We start from the raw sequence: 14,124 nt of genomic DNA on the forward strand, positions 1-14,124 counted from the left end.
AACCCCGGACCGGTCCCGCGTGGGAGTCCGTGTCGAGAGGTGTACCAGCAGGGCATCCCAGTCGCCCCGGTCGGCGTCGTAGCGTCTCGGTGTGGACAACCGTGACGAGGTCCGCGAGTTCCTGATCTCGCGCCGAGCCAAGATCACCCCGGCCGACGCGGGGCTGCCGGTCCACGGCGATCGACGGGTGCCGGGTCTGCGCCGGACCGAGGTCGCCGCGCTGGCCGGAGTCAGCGTCGAGTACTACGCCAAGCTCGAACGCGGTGCCATCGCCGGCGCCTCCGCCTCGGTCCTGGACGCGCTCGCGCGCGCCCTGCAACTCGACGACGCCGAGCGCGCCCACCTCTTCCACCTCGCCCACGCTGCCGACGGCACCACGGCCGGAATGCGGCCCCGCCGGCGGCCCGCGAAGCGCTGGCAGCCCCGACCGGCCCTGCAATGGGTGCTGGACGCGTTTACCGCACCGGCGATCGTCCGCAACGGGCGGATGGACCTGCTCGCCACGAATCACCTCGGTCGAGCCATGCACGCGGGGCTCTATGCGGCCACCGGCGAGCCGACACCGAACTTCGTCCGGTTCACCTTCCTCCAGCTCGATGCCGCCCACGACTTCTATCCCGACTGGGATCTCGCGGCTGACACCAGCGTCGCGATCCTGCACACCGAGGCCGGCCGCGACCCGCACGACAAGGAGCTGCACGACCTGGTCGGGGAACTGTCCACCCGAAGCGAGGAGTTCCGCCGCCGGTGGAGCAGCCGCAACGTCCGCAGCCACGGCGCCGGCACCAAGCTCTTCCACCTCGCCGACGTCGGCGACCTCCGGCTCGCCTACGAGAGCGTGGACATGATCTCCGAGCCGGGACTGACGTTGACCCTGTACGCGGCCGAACCGGGCTCGAGGACCGCGCACGCCCTCGACCTGCTGGCCTCCTGGACCAGCCCCACCGTCACGCCGTCGACCACCACCGGAGCGTGACCGGGGCGGCTCCCGGCCGCTCCGGTCACGATTGACCGGTAGCGTCGCCCGGTGACCGTCTACCTGATCGTCGGCCTGCCCGGAGCCGGGAAGACGACCCGAGCCAAGGAGCTCGAGCTGAGCGAGTCAGCCCTTCGGCTGACGCCGGACGACTGGCAGCAGGCAGTCTTCCACGGCGACGGCCCGACGGGCTGGCGCGCTCGCGAGCGCGCGGACCAGCGGGACCGGATCGAGGGCAAACTGGTCGAGCTGGGGATGCGCGCGGCGCAGCTGGGCCTCGACGTGGTGTTCGACTTCGGCTTCTGGGGGAGAGACGAGCGCTCCGCGCTGCGTTGGATCGCGGCCTCGCTGGGCGTCCGGGCGCAGGTCGTCTACCTCCCCGTCGAGGACGACGAGCAGCGCCGGCGCGTCACCGGTCGGTGGAGCGCAGACGCGGCGCAGTTCCGCTTCAGCGATGCCGAGCTGACCCAGTGGCGCGCGCAGTTCGAGGCGCCGGACCAGGCGGAGCTGAGCGGCGGGCCGGTGCCGCCGGTTCCGGCCGGCTACGCGACCTGGCGGCAGTGGGCATCCGAACGCTGGCCGTCGTTGCCGCAACGGTGACGACGGCCGGCTGGCGCATTTCGCGCGCTCGAACCGCGATCAGGAGCCCGGCGGCCACGAAACGGCGATCGAGCGCCCGAAAAGCGTCACCGGGACCGGCCGCTGAACCCGCTGCCGCTCACGTTCGGGACCAGATTCCGCTCGGATCCGGCTCGGATCGCGCTAGCTCCGCCGTGGTCGCGGCGCAACTGCCCGGAGTCGGGCAGTTCGGCGGGTGGGCACCCCGCCCGGAACCCGGACCGGAGTGCCGACAGAATGCGCACGTGACTGAAGACGGGCGAGGCGACCCCGGGCCGTCTAGTCCTGCGCTGACCGGTGCCGAAGCTGTCCCGGTCGTGGCCGGGGGAGAGGGTCCGACGACAGTCCGTGGGCCGGGCACTGCGCCGGACGCCCGGTCGAACCGGAGCGCGGCACGATGACGTTCGAGGAGGCGATGGAGGCCGTCGCCAGCATGTTCGAGGGTATCGGCGCGGTGGTGCTGCTCGGCGGATTCGTGCTCGCGGCAGTGCTGGCGATCCGGTCGTGGCGATCCTCGGGAGAGGGTCGCAAGGCCTACGCCGTGATGCGCCAGTCGTTTGGCGGGGCGATCTTGTTGGGGCTGGAGGTGCTCGTTGCAGCGGACCTGCTCCGCACCGTCGCGGTGGCGCCGACGATGGAGAACGTGGTGGCGCTCGGCATCATCGTGCTGATCCGGACCGTGCTCAGCTTCTCCCTGGACATCGAGATCGAGGGTGTTGCGCCCTGGCGACGGGCGATGACCAGCGGTGCGACCCACATCGCGCGCGCCGCCGAGCGCAGCGGCGAGGCGACCTGAGGCGAGCCGGTCCACCGCCGTTCAGGCCGGGAGACCGCCGAGCGCGGCCAGCCGCGCCACCCCCGGCCCGAGGTAGCGGCCCAGCCGGTCCAGCGCGTCGTCCAGGGCGGGGGAGGTGGGACGCTCCGGCGGGATCCGCGCGGGGTTCACGGCGATCCGGTCGGTCCACGCCTTGATGTCCGGCTCGGCGGAGAAGGCGGCGGTGTTGCGCGCGCCGCGGACGTTCATCCGGGCCCAGTCGGTGAGGGAGTTCCCGTACGAGGACGGCGGGCAGAGCCGGTTCTTCACGGCATCGTCGTCGCGGGTCGCCTCGACGTAGCCCGCCACCGCCGCCCCGAAGCAGGGGAAGCCGGCGCGGACCGGTTGCAGCGTGATCGTGTCCGCGCCCCAGATCGGGACCAGCGGCGGGTTCTTCAGCCCGTCGGCCGCGCAGTTCACCACCAGTGCGTCCGGGGCCAGCAGGACCGATCCGTCGTCCAGGTCGAGTCGCCCAGGGCGGGCCACCCGGATGTGGCCGAGCCGGACGACGTGCGCGATCCGACGCAGCAGGTCGAGCTCCCACCTGCCGAGCGTTGGCGCCTTGGCCATGGTCGGGGTCACCGACCGGTCGATCCGCAGCATGATCTCGGCGTCCTCCAGCTGCGCGAACAGCTCCGGCAGCGACCCGCACAGCGATGCCAGCCGCATCATCTCCGCCGCCATGCCCAGGTAGACCGCCGGGTCCGGTTGGATCAGCGCCCGGTTCAGCATCCAGGGGTCGCGCGGCCGGACCCAGCAGATCTCGTCCGGGTCGACGCCGCGGCCGAGCAGCCAGACGCACGCGTCGGTCGCGGTCTTGCCCGAGCCGACGACGACGTACTGGCTGGTCGTGCCCTCCCACGCCGGGAGGTCGTTGACGGCCACGACGCGGGCACCGTCGGCCACCTCGAACTTCGGCGGCGTCTCGGCCGGAATGTCGGGCGCGAGGTAGCGGGCGTCGACCACCCGGCACCGCTCGGGCACCTCGAACCGCCGGCCGGTCTCCCGGGAGACGAACGCCCGACCGCCGACGTACTCGCAGCCGGGGAAGAACTCCACCCGTCCCGGACCGACCATCCGCTCGGCCAGCACCGACTCGTAGTAGGCGCAGATGGTCGGCTGGTCGGCCCGCTCGTGCAGCCCGGCCTCCGGGCCGGTGGTCTGGATCCGGCCGCCGCCGAGCAGGCGCGACGCCACACCGTAGAAGGTCGAGGACTGGTGCAGCCGGACGAAGGGGTACGCATGGCGCCAGTGCCCGCCGACGCCGTCGCGGCGGTCGACCATGGCCACGCGGACGTCGGCATGGTCGATCAGTGCGTCGACGAAGCCCATCCCCATCGCCCCCGCACCGACCACGAGATAGTCGACGTCCAGCCGAGCGGGCACGGCACTACTCAAACACAGCGGCGCCCGGCCCGCCAGAACACCGCGACCCGCCAGAACACCGCGAGCCGCTAGTTACACCGCGGGCCGCCCGGACAGCGCGGCCCGATCAGGAGCCGAGGGCGGCACCGGGCCGGCCGCCGGAGCCGTCGCGGCGCGCGAGCAGCTGCTCGCGCAGGATGTCGGCGTGGCCGCTGTGCTGGGCGAGCTCGCGCAGCACCTGCAGGTGGATCCAGCGCAGCGTCATCGCGCCCATCCGATGCCCGGTCACGATCTCGTCGAGCGGATGCGCCGCGGCCACCTCCCGCGCCGTTGCGCAGGCCCGGTCGTAGCCGGCGAGCACCGACTCGACCGTGTCCGTCTCGGCCAGCACGAACGAGTCCTCGACCGCGTTCGGCTGCCCGAGCTGCGTCCTGGGGACGCCCGTGATCGCTTCCTGATACCAGACCACCTGCAGAAACGTCGCGTGCTTGACCAGCCCGAGCAGCGTGGTCCGGGACGGGACCAGCCGGGCGCGGACCTCGTCGTCGGTCAGCCCGGTCAACGTGTCCCGCAGGATCGCGCGGTGGGCGTCGAGGAAGACGGCCAGCTGCTCGTCCTCGGCCAGCGTCCGGTGGGCGAACGCCCGGTCGACCGGGGTTCCGGAGAACGTCATGCGACGAGTCTGCCCTGCCGCGGCGGCGTCAGTCGGTGGACCCGACGGCCTTCCGGACGATCCGCTCGATGGTCTCGGCAACCGCGGGCGACGCGCTGGTCACCGCGTACTCGGTGGGCCAGATCTCGCCGTCGTCGAGCGCGGCCACGTCGTTGAATCCGAGCGTCGCGTAGCGCGCGCCGAACTTGGAGGCGGGCTTGAAGAAGCAGACGACCTTGCCGTCTGCGTCGACGTAGGCCGGCATGCCGTACCAGGTCTTCGGCCGGGTGTCGGGTGCCGCCTCGGCGACGATGGTGTGCACCCGCTCGGCGAGCACTCGGTCCTCCTCGGGCATGGCGGCGATGGCATCGAGGCAGGCCTGCGCCTCGTCGGCCTTCTTCGCCCCGCCGCGGCCGGAGGCCCGCATCTCCTCGGCACGCGCCTTCATCGCCGCCTTCTCGGCATCGCTGAATCCGGGGCTCTTCGTGGTGGTCGGCATGGCAAACCTTCTTCTCGGGTCGTCGGACAGTCTTACTACGCTGACGAAGCTCGGCGGTCCAGTGTGACCGACCGGCCCCCGTCCGTCGTCCGGGACGAGGGGCGGTCTCGACCGATCGGCGAGGATGAGGGGCGAGATGGCGTACTTCGAGCGACTGGGACCGGACAGCTTCCGCGCCACCGAGCACACCGGCGGTGCCTGGCGGACCGACGAGCAGCACATCGCGCCCGCGCTGGGGCTGCTGGCTCACCTGGTCGAGGCGGACCGCGACAGGCGTCGCGACCAGGATGGCCGCGAACGGCTGGCGCTCGCCCGGCTGTCCTACGACATCCTCGGCACGGTGCCGATCGACCTGGTCCGGGCCCGGGTCCGGGTGGTCCGGCCCGGCCGGACGATCGAGCTCGTCGAGGCAGTGCTCAGCCACGCGGGACGAGATGTCGTGCTGCTCCGCGCCTGGCTGCTGCAGACCCGGCCGACCGGGGAGTGGCAGGGCTCGGCGCTCCCGCAGCTGCCGGCGCCGGAGACGATGCCGCGCTGGGACCCGACGACGGTCTGGCCGGGCGGATTCGTGGCCACGGCGGACGTACGCCGGAAGCAGGCCGAGCCCGGTCGCGCCCTCTTCTGGGTCCGGACGTCGGTGCCACTGCTCGCCGGGGAACCGGTCAGCAGGCTGGCCGGCGTCGCCGGCCTGCTGGACATCACCAACGGGATGACGGTCCGCGAGGATCCGCGCGACATCGCGTTCCCCAACATCGACCTGACCGCGCACTTCTTCGCCGAGCCGGCCGGGGAGTGGATCGGCTTCGACACCACGGTCACGTTCGGTGCCGACGGGCTCGGGGTGACCCACAGCATCGTCCACGACGAGCGCGGCCCGATCGGCACCAGCGCGCAGTCGCTCACGCTCCGCCCGATCGCCGCGCGGGGCTGACCCGGCCCGGCGACCGGCGGCACTCAGCCGGCCTGCAGGCCGTCCCAGGACCAGCGGGGGATGGGCAGGTCGTCCGGTACGTCGGACGTCGACGCGTGGAAGCGCGCCATCTCTGCCGTGGTCGCCCAGGCGAAGTAGTCGCTCAGCACGGTTCGCAACGGCTCCTCGCCGAGCCCGGCGTCGAGGAGGGCTTGATCGAAACAGGAGATGGCGCGCCGATTCATCTCCTCGTGCGGGCCGTTGCCGCTGTGCAGCCTGACCACCGCCGACTCGTCGCCGTAGCGGGCGCTGTAGGCGGGCGGACCGCCGAGCGCCTCGACCCAGTACGCCGCCAGCCGCTCGGTGTGGTCGGGACGATACCCATGGCTGAACGCGTGGCTGACCACCTCGTCGGCGAGCACCCGTTCGTGCCAGGCTGCGGCCAGCCGGCGTAGGCCCTCGGCACCACCGGCCGCCTCGTACACGCTCCGCATGGGTCCAGCCTGGCACCGATCGTGGCTCGGCGCTGGAAGGGTCAGCGCAGCGCGGGGAGCACGTCGGCGGCGAGCCGTTCGAGTTGCTCCCGGTCCTCGGCGACGTCGGCTCCGACCGGGTTGAGCAGCAACAGCTCCGCGCCGGCGTCGACCACGGCGCGCAGCCCGGCGACCACCTGCTCGGGCGTGCCGGACACCGGCACGTCCGCGATCCCCGACATCTCGCCGTAGATCCTGTGCAGACCGGCCAGCACCCGCTCGTGGGCCCGGCCGGGATCGTCGTCGACACACAGATAGACCCGCTTGCCGATCCGGAAGTCCGTCGGCTCGCGACCCTGTGCGAGCAGCTTGTCGCGGAGGACGCGGACCTCCCGACGAAAGGTGTCCGTGCTGGCGGACCCGGCGCCGAGGAAGCCGTCGCCGTGCCGGACCGCACGGGCCAGCGCGGCAGGAGCGTGACCACCGAACCAGATCGGCGGATGCGGCCGCTGCACCGGCTTGGGCTGGATCGGCAGCCCGTCCAACCACCGGAACCGGCCGTGGAACCTGATCCGCGGCTCGTCCGACCACGCCGCCTTCATCAGCTGCAGGCCCTCGTTGAACCGGGCGACGAACGTCGCCCGGTCGACCCCGAACGCCTCGAACCGGCGAAACCCGCCGCCGGCCGCGACACCGACCTCCAGCCGGCCGTGGCTCAGCCGGTCGACCGCCGTGATCGACGCCGCCAGTTGCAGCGGGTCGTGCAGCGGCGTGACCAGGACCGCGACACCGAGCCGGAGCCGGTCGGTGCAGGCGGCCGCCCAGGCCAGCAGCTCGAGCGGGGCGATCAGCGGCGCCGGACCGATCGCCTGCTCCTGGACCCAGCCGGACTCGAAGCCGAGGTCTTCCGCGCGGGCGAGGTAGGCCCGGACGCCGGCGTCGTCGAAGCTGCCGCCGTCGCCTTGCGGGATCGAGATGGCGAACCGCACACCAGCAAACGTACGTCGGCCGGCCGCCTCCCCGGAGGCCACCCCATACCGGGCCGCCGTGTCGCGAATCGACCTCGGAATCAGCGGTAACCGTTTACTCGCGCCGTTTCGCGTCACGCCAGGTCGATCGGCGACATCGACCCGCCGATACTCCGCCGCGATGGGGATCAGCGCAGCCGCCGGCGCATCACCCAGCGCGGCCGGCCACCGCTGTGCCCCGTGGTCGGAGCGGCCCGCTCGAAGCCGGCCGCCTCGAACAGCTCCACGGTGCCGACATAGCCCGAGATGACGTCCACCCGCGAGCCGCCGGTCTCGACCGGATACCCCTCGACCAACTCGGCGCCGGCGTCCCGGGCGTGCTCGACGGCGCCGGCAAGCAGCCGGTGCATCAGGCCGTGCTTGCGGTAGCCCGCCCGGACCACGAAGCAGACCGCGACCCAGGCGTCGGCATCGTCGAGGATCGGGATCGTCCGCGAGCGCAGCAGGCGGCGATAGCTCGCCCGGGGCGCGATCGAGCACCAGCCGGCGACCACGTCGTCGACGAACACCAGCACACCGGGTCCCGGTGCGGTCTCGCACTGGGCGCGCATGTAGTCCGGCCGCTGCGCGTTCGGCACCCGGCTGTCCCGATAGGCGGTGCACCAGCACCCGCCCGCGCCGGCGCGCTGGGTGCCGACGACGGTGGCGAAGTCGTCGAACCGGCCGAGCGCCGGACGTACGTCGACGACCGGCTCGTGATCGGTCGGGTAGCGCGGGCCGGCGACCATCCTCGGAGCCTAGTGCTCACGCTCGGAGGGTCGTCGGGGCCGCCGGACAGGAGACTCGCCGGATAGTAGGTTCGAACGGGTGCCCGTCGACTCGCCCGCCGATCTGCTCACCCTGCACGCCGTCCGGATCAGGGGAATGGCGGATGACCGTGAGGTCGCGCAGCGGTTCGGGCTCGATCCGGGGCTGGTCGCCGAGCTACTGCTGGACTACCAGGCCTACGGCTGGATCAGCCGGGTCGACTTCGCCGGCACGGGCGGATGGACGCTCACGCGGACCGGATTCGAGCAGAACCGTCGTCGGCTGTCCGCGGAGCTCGACGACACCGGCGCGGGCGCTGCCGTCCGGGCCGGCTACCGGGCCTTCCAGTCGCGGAACACTCGGCTGCAGCGGGCCTGCACGGACTGGCAGCTCCGACCGACGGCCGCCGACCCGCTCGCGGTCAACGATCACTTCGACGCCACCTGGGACCGCCCGGTGATCGACGCGCTGGATCTGCTCGATGCCGAGCTGGTCGACATCGTCACGACGCTGGCCGGCGCGCTGAGCCGCTTCGCCGGCTACGACGTCCGCTTCGACGCTGCCCTGGCCAGGGTCCAGTCCGGTGACCCGGCCTGGGTGACCGGTGTCGGGATCGACTCCTGCCACACCGTCTGGATGGAGCTGCACGAGGACCTGCTCGCGACCCTCGGCCTGGAGCGTGGCGAGCCGATGAGTTGAGCGGCCGGCGCGGGTCTGAGCCCGTGAACCACGCCAGCACGTCGGGAGGAGCATTCGATGAGCACGACCCAGCAGGCGCCGAGTGGCGCGGGAGAGGTCCGCAGCGGCCAGCTCGAGGTGAACGGTGGCCGGATCTACTACGAGGTCCGTGGCGCCGGCCCGCTGCTGCTGGTGGTCGGGCAGCCGATGACCAGCGGCCCGTTCGGACCGGTGGCCGATCTGCTGGCGGCCGATCACACCGTGGTGACCTACGACCCGCACGGCGTCGGCCGGAGCACGGTGGACGATCCGGCACTGGACGTGACCCCGGAGATCGAGGCCGATGACCTTGCCGCGGTGATCGAGGCGGTCGGCGACGGGCCGGCCGACGTGGTCGGCAGCAGCGGCGGCGCGGTCGCCGCACTGGCGCTCGCCCTGCGTCGCCCCGACCTGCTGCGGACCGTGGTCGCGCACGAGCCGCCCGTCGCCGAGCTGCTGCCGGACGCGGCGTACATCAGGACCGCCGTCGACGGTGTCGAGGCGGCCTACCGCGCCGGCGGCTCCGGTGCGGGCTGGGGAGCCTTCATCTCACTCGTCATGCACCACGGTCCGGTCACCGAGGCCGGGGTGGCCCCGGCCGCCTGGCCCCCGCCGGGTGCAGAGCCGGACGACGCGGCCCCGGAGCCGGCCGAGGCGGCCGGTCCGCCGCCTGAGCCGAACCCCAAGCAGCAAGCCGACGACGAGCTGTTCTTCACCAAGATGCTGAAGCCGTTCACCGGCTGGCGGCCGCCGATCGAGCAGCTGCGGGCGAGCGGACCGCGGATCGTGGTCGCCGTTGGCGCCGCCTCGGGGCCGGAGATCGCCGGCAGGGCCACCCGCGCCCTGGCCGAGGCACTGGGCACCTCCGCCGTCGAGCTGCCGGGGGACCACGCCGGTTTCATGGCCGATCCGCAGGGCTGGGCCCGCGGCGTCGGCGAGGCCTTGGCCGCGCCCTGACGCGCATCCGTCGGACGCCCGACCTGAGCGATCCAGGCCCGCCGGACCGGCGGTAGGGTCGCCAGCAGGATCCGACAGGTGGTCGGCCGACGACGCGGAGGTAGGCGGCGTGTACTTCATCGTGGTCAAGTTCCCGGTCAAGCCGGATGCGACCGAGCAGTGGGCGGCGCTGGTCGACCGGTTCACCACCGCGACCCGGGCCGAGCCCGGCAACCTGTGGTTCGAGTGGTCGCGGAGCGTCGACGACCCCGACGAGTGGGTGCTCGTGGAGGCGTTCGCCGATGACGGCGCCGGCGCTCATGTCGGCAGCGACCACTTCGCCGCCTTCGTCGCGGAGGCGCCGCGGCACCTTGTCCGTACCCCCCGGATCGTCAGCCGCCAGGTCGAGGGTGACAGCTGGGACGTGATGGGCGAGCTCACCGTCGAGGGCGATGCCTGAGTCCCGTTTCCCGCGCTGGGTCTATGGCCGCGGTTCGGAGCCCGACGCCCGATTCAGTCTCGCCAACGAGCGGACATTCCTCGCCTGGGTCCGGACCGCGCTGGCCCTGATCGCCGGTGGCGTGGCCTTGGAGGCGCTTTCGCTGCCGATCCATCCGGGCCTGCGGCTGGCCGCCGCCCTCGTGCTGCTCGGCCTGGGCCTGGTGGTCCCCCTGCTCGGCTGGTTCAACTGGGGCCTGGTCGAGCGGGCGATGCGTGACCAGCGACCCCTGCCGGCCTCGCTGGTCGGCCTCCCGGTCGCGGTCGGCGTGACCGTGGTCGCCGTGCTGCTGGTTCTCGGGGTGCTGCTGCGATGACCCAGCCGACCAGCTTCGCCTCGGGTCTCCAGCCCGAGCGGACCGCCCTGGCTTGGCGGCGGACCACGCTCTCGCTGCTGCTCGGGTCCGTCGTCTCCTTCCGGCTGCTGACGCCGGCGATCGGTGCCTGGTCCGCGTTGGTCGGCTCCATCGGGCTGCTGGTGACCGGAATCGTGTGGGTGCTGGCAGGCCGCCGGCAGCGGCGCGCGGTCGCCGCCGTCGATGGTTCGGCCGAGCTTCCCGGTGGCGGGCTGCTGTTTTTCCTCTGCATCTCGACCGCGCTGGCGGCGGCTGTCGGGGTTATATATGTGGTCCGGTCGATTTGATCGCACTACAGTGCAGCGGTGAGTCGACGCACGGTCATTGTCGGTGCGGGCGCTGGGGGACTCGCCGTGGCGGCCGAGTTGCACCAGCGCGGCGTGGAATTCGACCTTCTCGAACGGACGGGCGCGGTCGGCGCCTCCTGGCGCAGCCGGTACGACAGCCTGCGGCTGCACACGGCGCGCCAGCTGTCCGGACTGCCCGGGCTGCGGATCCCGCGCCGGTTCGGTAGCTGGGTCCGCCGGGACGACCTGGTCAGCTATCTCGAGGAGTACGCGGCCCGGCACCGGATCACGCCCCAGTTCGGCGTCGAGGTCACCGGCGTCGAGCGGATGGCCGACGGCTGGCGGGTGGAGAGCACCGCAGGCACGTACGAGGCCGGTGCGGTCGTGCTGGCCACCGGGCTGAGCCGCACGCCGCGGATCCCGGCCTGGCCGGGACTGAGCTCGTTCACCGGGGACTTCGTGCACTCCTCGGCCTATCGCGACCCGGAGCCCTACCGGGGCAAGCGGGTGCTGGTGGTCGGCGCCGGCAACTCCGCCGCCGAGGTCGCGACCGAGATCAGCGCGATCGCGACCGACGTCCGGCTGTCGGTGCGGCGGCCGCCCAACATCGTCCGGCGCGACCTCGCTGGCTTCCCGACCCAGGTGTTCGGCATCGTGCTGCGGCGCTTCCCCGTGCCGGTGGTCGACGCGCTGACCAGCATGTTGCGCCGGATCAGCGTCCCGAACCTCAGCCGGTACGGCCTTCCCGGGCCGATGGGCGACGGTTTCAGCCAGTACCTGCGGTCGCATACGGTGCCCATCCTCGACCACGGTTTCGTGGCGGCGATCCAGACCGGGGCGATCACCGTCGTGCCGCAGATCGCCTCGATCGACGGGCCGGATGTCGCGCTGGTCGACGGGCGCGTGCTCCGGCCGGACGCGATCGTGGCCGCGACCGGTTTCCGGCCCGACCTCGGCGGCCTGGTGGGTGGGCTCGGCGTGTTGGACGAGAAGGGCGAGCCGCTGATCGGCGGCGTGCACACCGCGCCGGAGGCCCCCGGGCTGTATCTGGTGGGTCTGAACATCGTGCTGTCGGGACTGCTCCGCGAGGTGGGGATCGAGGCCCGGGCCGTTGGCCGGACGATCGCCCGGACTCAGTCGGTCGAGACCGCGGCCGTCAGGTAGTCCAGCGCTCGGCGGGCGGCGGCGGCGCCCGCGCCGACCGCGACCGCCACCGCGGGATCGGCCGTGGTCGAGACCGGGTGCTCGGCGGCCAGCACGCCCGGCAGGGACAGCTCGACGGAGGGGCGCGGCCGCCGGCCGGTCGCCAGCACCACCGCCCGGGCGCGGACAGTCGCGCCGCTGGTCAGCACGAGCAGCCGGCCGTCGCCGTGGTCGAGGATCTCCTCGACCCGCTCGGTGAGCAGGAACCCGACCCCGGCCGCCCGGGCCTGTGCCACGGCCCGGTCGATCAGCTCCGCCGCGGTGATGCCTTCGGGGAAGCCGAGGTAGTCGCCGACCCGCGCCGACCGGTCCAGCGAGCCGCCGGGAAGCTGGGGATCGACCACGACCGTACGTCGTCCGGCGCTGGCCACGCCGATCGCGGCGGCCAGCCCGGCCGGTCCCGCGCCCACGATCGCGATCTCACACTCGGTGTGCGCCGGCGCTCGGGGAAACCCGAGCGCCTCGACCAGGTCCAGCTCGATTGGATCGAGCAGCACCACACCCTCGGTGACGACCACCACCGGCTGCGGATCGCCGTCCGCGCCCGCGGCGAGCGCGACCGGATCCGCGCCGGCCATGACGGCCGCGCCGGCGGCGCTGTCCGGCGCGTGCACGACGTACGGCCGACCCGAGCGGTCGGCCACCGCGGCCAAGGCGCGGACCCGGGGATCGCCCGGCCGTCCGACGACCACGAGCGAGGGGTCTGCTGTCACCAGCCGCGAGCCCGCCAGGCGTCCAGCTGGGGCCGCTCGACTCCGAGCGTGGTGTCGTCGCCGTGACCCGGATGCACCACGGTGTCGTCGCCGAACCGGTCGAACAGCTTGGCCTCGATGTCGTCCATCAGCGAGGTGAAGTCCGCGGCCCGCCAGGTCTTGCCCGGTCCGCCGGGGAACAGGCTGTCGCCGGTGAACAGGTGGACCGGGCCGCCGGCCGGCGCGTAGACCAGGGTGATCGAGCCCGGGGTGTGCCCGACCAGCCCGACCACCTCGAGGCTGGTCTCGCCGAGCGGCACGGTGTCGCCGTCCCAGACGCCGGTGACGCCGCTCACGCCCGCGTCGCGCTCGATCGACTCGAGGTCCGGATGGCCGGCGACGAGCCGGGCCCCGGTCGCCTCGGCGACGTCGGCTAGCGCCTGGATGTGATCGCCGTGCCGGTGGGTGGTGACGATGGTCGAGACCGGGGCGTCGCCGATCAGCGCGAGCAGCCGCTCGTCGTCGTTGGCCGCGTCGATCAGCACCGAGTCACCGTCCGCGCTGAGCAGGTAGGCGTTGTTGTCCATCGGACCGACCGACACCTTGACCAGGGTCGCCCCGCCCGGCAACTGGCCGACCAGCGGGGCGCCGCCGGGTTCGACGTGACCCGGCCCGGTCACGGGGCGGGCTCCAGCACCGGCTCGGCCGGGGCGTCGTCGGAGGCATCGGCGCCGCCGAACGCGGCGATCACCTCGTCCGCGCTCACCGGCAGCGAGAACATCGGGTAGTCGAAGCTGATCGCGTTGTCGTGCTCGGCCTGTGAGGTGGCTGCCACGCAATCGGTGAGGGTGATCACCCGGTAGCCGTTCTCGTAGCCGCTGCGCATCGTCGACTCGACACAGCAGTTGGTCAGGAAGCCGCCCAGCACGATCGTGCTGATCCCCTTGCTGCGGAGCATGAAGTCGAGGTTCGTGCTGGCGAAGGTGTCCAGCCCGCGCTTGCCCTCGACCACGATGTCGCCCGGCTGCGGCGCGAGCACGTCGACGATCGCGGCACCCCAGCTGTCCTTGACGAACGCGTTGCCGTCGACGACGCCCTTGAGGATGCCGTACGGGTGCGCGGAGATCTCGTGGTAGCCCTCGACGAAGGTGATCGGTGCGTGCATGATCGTGGCGCCCGCGGAGCGGGCGGCGGCGACCACCGCGACCGTCCTGTCCAGCATGCCGGTGGACTCCATCACGTCCGCGACGGCCCCGTGCAGCACCCCGCCGTCGGTGGTGAAGTCGTTTTGATACTCGATCAGCACGACCGCCGTGCTCCGCGGATCCAGCGTCACGCTCATGGATCTCTCCT

Annotated in this window: 19 protein-coding genes; 10 read left to right on the plus strand and 9 right to left on the minus strand. The window is 72.6% G+C overall.

Features of this window, described 5'->3' with window-relative positions:
• The first annotated feature begins 91 nt into the window (after positions 1–91).
• The 3 genes from ABD747_RS02765 to ABD747_RS02775 all read left to right on the plus strand — a co-directional run bounded on the left by ABD747_RS02765 (position 92) and on the right by ABD747_RS02775 (position 2,390).
• A complete protein-coding gene (locus ABD747_RS02765) occupies positions 92–976 on the plus strand; it encodes a helix-turn-helix transcriptional regulator (RefSeq protein WP_344801557.1) in 885 nt (294 codons plus the stop codon).
• A gap of 51 nt (positions 977–1,027) precedes the next feature.
• Positions 1,028–1,576, plus strand: coding sequence for an AAA family ATPase (locus ABD747_RS02770; RefSeq protein WP_344801558.1), 549 nt, complete (start codon positions 1,028–1,030; stop codon positions 1,574–1,576).
• A gap of 415 nt (positions 1,577–1,991) precedes the next feature.
• Positions 1,992–2,390 (plus strand): DUF1622 domain-containing protein, encoded by a 399-nt coding sequence (locus tag ABD747_RS02775; RefSeq protein ID WP_344801559.1) that lies wholly within the window; start codon positions 1,992–1,994, stop codon positions 2,388–2,390.
• Positions 2,391–2,411: 21 nt separating this feature from the next.
• Here ABD747_RS02775 and ABD747_RS02780 read toward each other — a convergent pair whose 3' ends face one another.
• The 3 genes from ABD747_RS02780 to ABD747_RS02790 form a co-directional block, all read right to left on the minus strand.
• Positions 2,412–3,794 carry an NAD(P)/FAD-dependent oxidoreductase gene (locus ABD747_RS02780; protein ID WP_344801560.1) on the minus strand — a complete coding sequence of 461 codons (1,383 nt, stop codon included), beginning with the start codon at positions 3,792–3,794 and terminating at the stop codon, positions 2,412–2,414.
• A gap of 106 nt (positions 3,795–3,900) precedes the next feature.
• Positions 3,901–4,446: a DinB family protein gene (locus ABD747_RS02785; protein WP_344801561.1), complete on the minus strand. Its 546-nt coding sequence runs from the start codon at positions 4,444–4,446 to the stop codon at positions 3,901–3,903.
• 28 nt (positions 4,447–4,474) lie between these two features.
• The gene (locus tag ABD747_RS02790; protein ID WP_344801562.1) at positions 4,475–4,924 is read right to left on the minus strand and encodes an iron chaperone; all 450 of its coding nucleotides are present in this window, start codon (positions 4,922–4,924) and stop codon (positions 4,475–4,477) included.
• Positions 4,925–5,060: 136 nt separating this feature from the next.
• On the opposite strand from ABD747_RS02790, the gene ABD747_RS02795 reads away from it, so the two are divergent.
• Positions 5,061–5,855 carry a thioesterase family protein gene (locus tag ABD747_RS02795; protein ID WP_344801563.1) on the plus strand — a complete coding sequence of 265 codons (795 nt, stop codon included), beginning with the start codon at positions 5,061–5,063 and terminating at the stop codon, positions 5,853–5,855.
• Between the two features lie 23 nt (positions 5,856–5,878).
• On the opposite strand, the gene ABD747_RS02800 is transcribed toward ABD747_RS02795, so the two are convergent.
• From ABD747_RS02800 to ABD747_RS02810, 3 genes are all read right to left on the minus strand, one after another.
• Positions 5,879–6,328, minus strand: a complete 450-nt coding sequence (locus ABD747_RS02800) for a group II truncated hemoglobin (RefSeq protein WP_344801564.1) — start codon at positions 6,326–6,328, stop codon at positions 5,879–5,881.
• Between the two features lie 41 nt (positions 6,329–6,369).
• Positions 6,370–7,296, minus strand: coding sequence for an LLM class flavin-dependent oxidoreductase (locus tag ABD747_RS02805; protein WP_344801565.1), 927 nt, complete (start codon positions 7,294–7,296; stop codon positions 6,370–6,372).
• A gap of 167 nt (positions 7,297–7,463) precedes the next feature.
• Positions 7,464–8,063, minus strand: a complete 600-nt coding sequence (locus tag ABD747_RS02810; RefSeq protein ID WP_344801566.1) for a GNAT family N-acetyltransferase — start codon at positions 8,061–8,063, stop codon at positions 7,464–7,466.
• Positions 8,064–8,142: 79 nt separating this feature from the next.
• Between ABD747_RS02810 and ABD747_RS02815 the strand changes: the two genes are divergently transcribed.
• The 6 genes from ABD747_RS02815 to ABD747_RS02840 all read left to right on the plus strand — a co-directional run bounded on the left by ABD747_RS02815 (position 8,143) and on the right by ABD747_RS02840 (position 12,040).
• Positions 8,143–8,781 carry a transcriptional regulator gene (locus ABD747_RS02815; protein WP_344801567.1) on the plus strand — a complete coding sequence of 213 codons (639 nt, stop codon included), beginning with the start codon at positions 8,143–8,145 and terminating at the stop codon, positions 8,779–8,781.
• Positions 8,782–8,838: 57 nt separating this feature from the next.
• Positions 8,839–9,756, plus strand: a complete 918-nt coding sequence (locus ABD747_RS02820) for an alpha/beta fold hydrolase (RefSeq protein WP_344801568.1) — start codon at positions 8,839–8,841, stop codon at positions 9,754–9,756.
• A gap of 109 nt (positions 9,757–9,865) precedes the next feature.
• Positions 9,866–10,195, plus strand: coding sequence for a putative quinol monooxygenase (locus ABD747_RS02825; RefSeq protein ID WP_344801569.1), 330 nt, complete (start codon positions 9,866–9,868; stop codon positions 10,193–10,195).
• On the plus strand, positions 10,188–10,550 hold the full coding sequence (locus ABD747_RS02830; RefSeq protein WP_344801570.1) for a YidH family protein: 363 nt from the start codon (positions 10,188–10,190) through the stop codon (positions 10,548–10,550). Before ABD747_RS02825 ends, ABD747_RS02830 begins: the two co-directional genes overlap by 8 nt.
• A complete protein-coding gene (locus ABD747_RS02835; protein WP_344801571.1) occupies positions 10,547–10,876 on the plus strand; it encodes a DUF202 domain-containing protein in 330 nt (109 codons plus the stop codon). The genes ABD747_RS02830 and ABD747_RS02835 overlap by 4 nt, the downstream gene beginning before the upstream one ends.
• 18 nt (positions 10,877–10,894) lie before the next feature.
• Positions 10,895–12,040 carry a flavin-containing monooxygenase gene (locus ABD747_RS02840; protein ID WP_344801572.1) on the plus strand — a complete coding sequence of 382 codons (1,146 nt, stop codon included), beginning with the start codon at positions 10,895–10,897 and terminating at the stop codon, positions 12,038–12,040.
• On the opposite strand, the gene ABD747_RS02845 is transcribed toward ABD747_RS02840, so the two are convergent.
• From ABD747_RS02845 to ABD747_RS02855, 3 genes are read right to left on the minus strand one after another with little or no spacing between them, the layout of a single operon-like run.
• Entirely contained in the window at positions 12,010–12,792 is a 783-nt protein-coding gene (locus tag ABD747_RS02845; protein ID WP_344801573.1) for an NAD(P)/FAD-dependent oxidoreductase, read from the minus strand. The two genes, ABD747_RS02840 and ABD747_RS02845, sit on opposite strands and share 31 nt — an antisense overlap.
• Entirely contained in the window at positions 12,789–13,451 is a 663-nt protein-coding gene (locus ABD747_RS02850) for an MBL fold metallo-hydrolase (protein ID WP_344801574.1), read from the minus strand. The genes ABD747_RS02845 and ABD747_RS02850 overlap by 4 nt, the downstream gene beginning before the upstream one ends.
• Positions 13,448–14,113 (minus strand): cysteine hydrolase family protein, encoded by a 666-nt coding sequence (locus ABD747_RS02855; protein WP_344801575.1) that lies wholly within the window; start codon positions 14,111–14,113, stop codon positions 13,448–13,450. Before ABD747_RS02855 ends, ABD747_RS02850 begins: the two co-directional genes overlap by 4 nt.
• Positions 14,114–14,124: the final 11 nt, after the last annotated feature.

Origin of the sequence: Microlunatus ginsengisoli (genome assembly GCF_039537205.1) — a bacterium.
Classification (GTDB): domain Bacteria; phylum Actinomycetota; class Actinomycetes; order Propionibacteriales; family Propionibacteriaceae; genus Microlunatus; species Microlunatus ginsengisoli.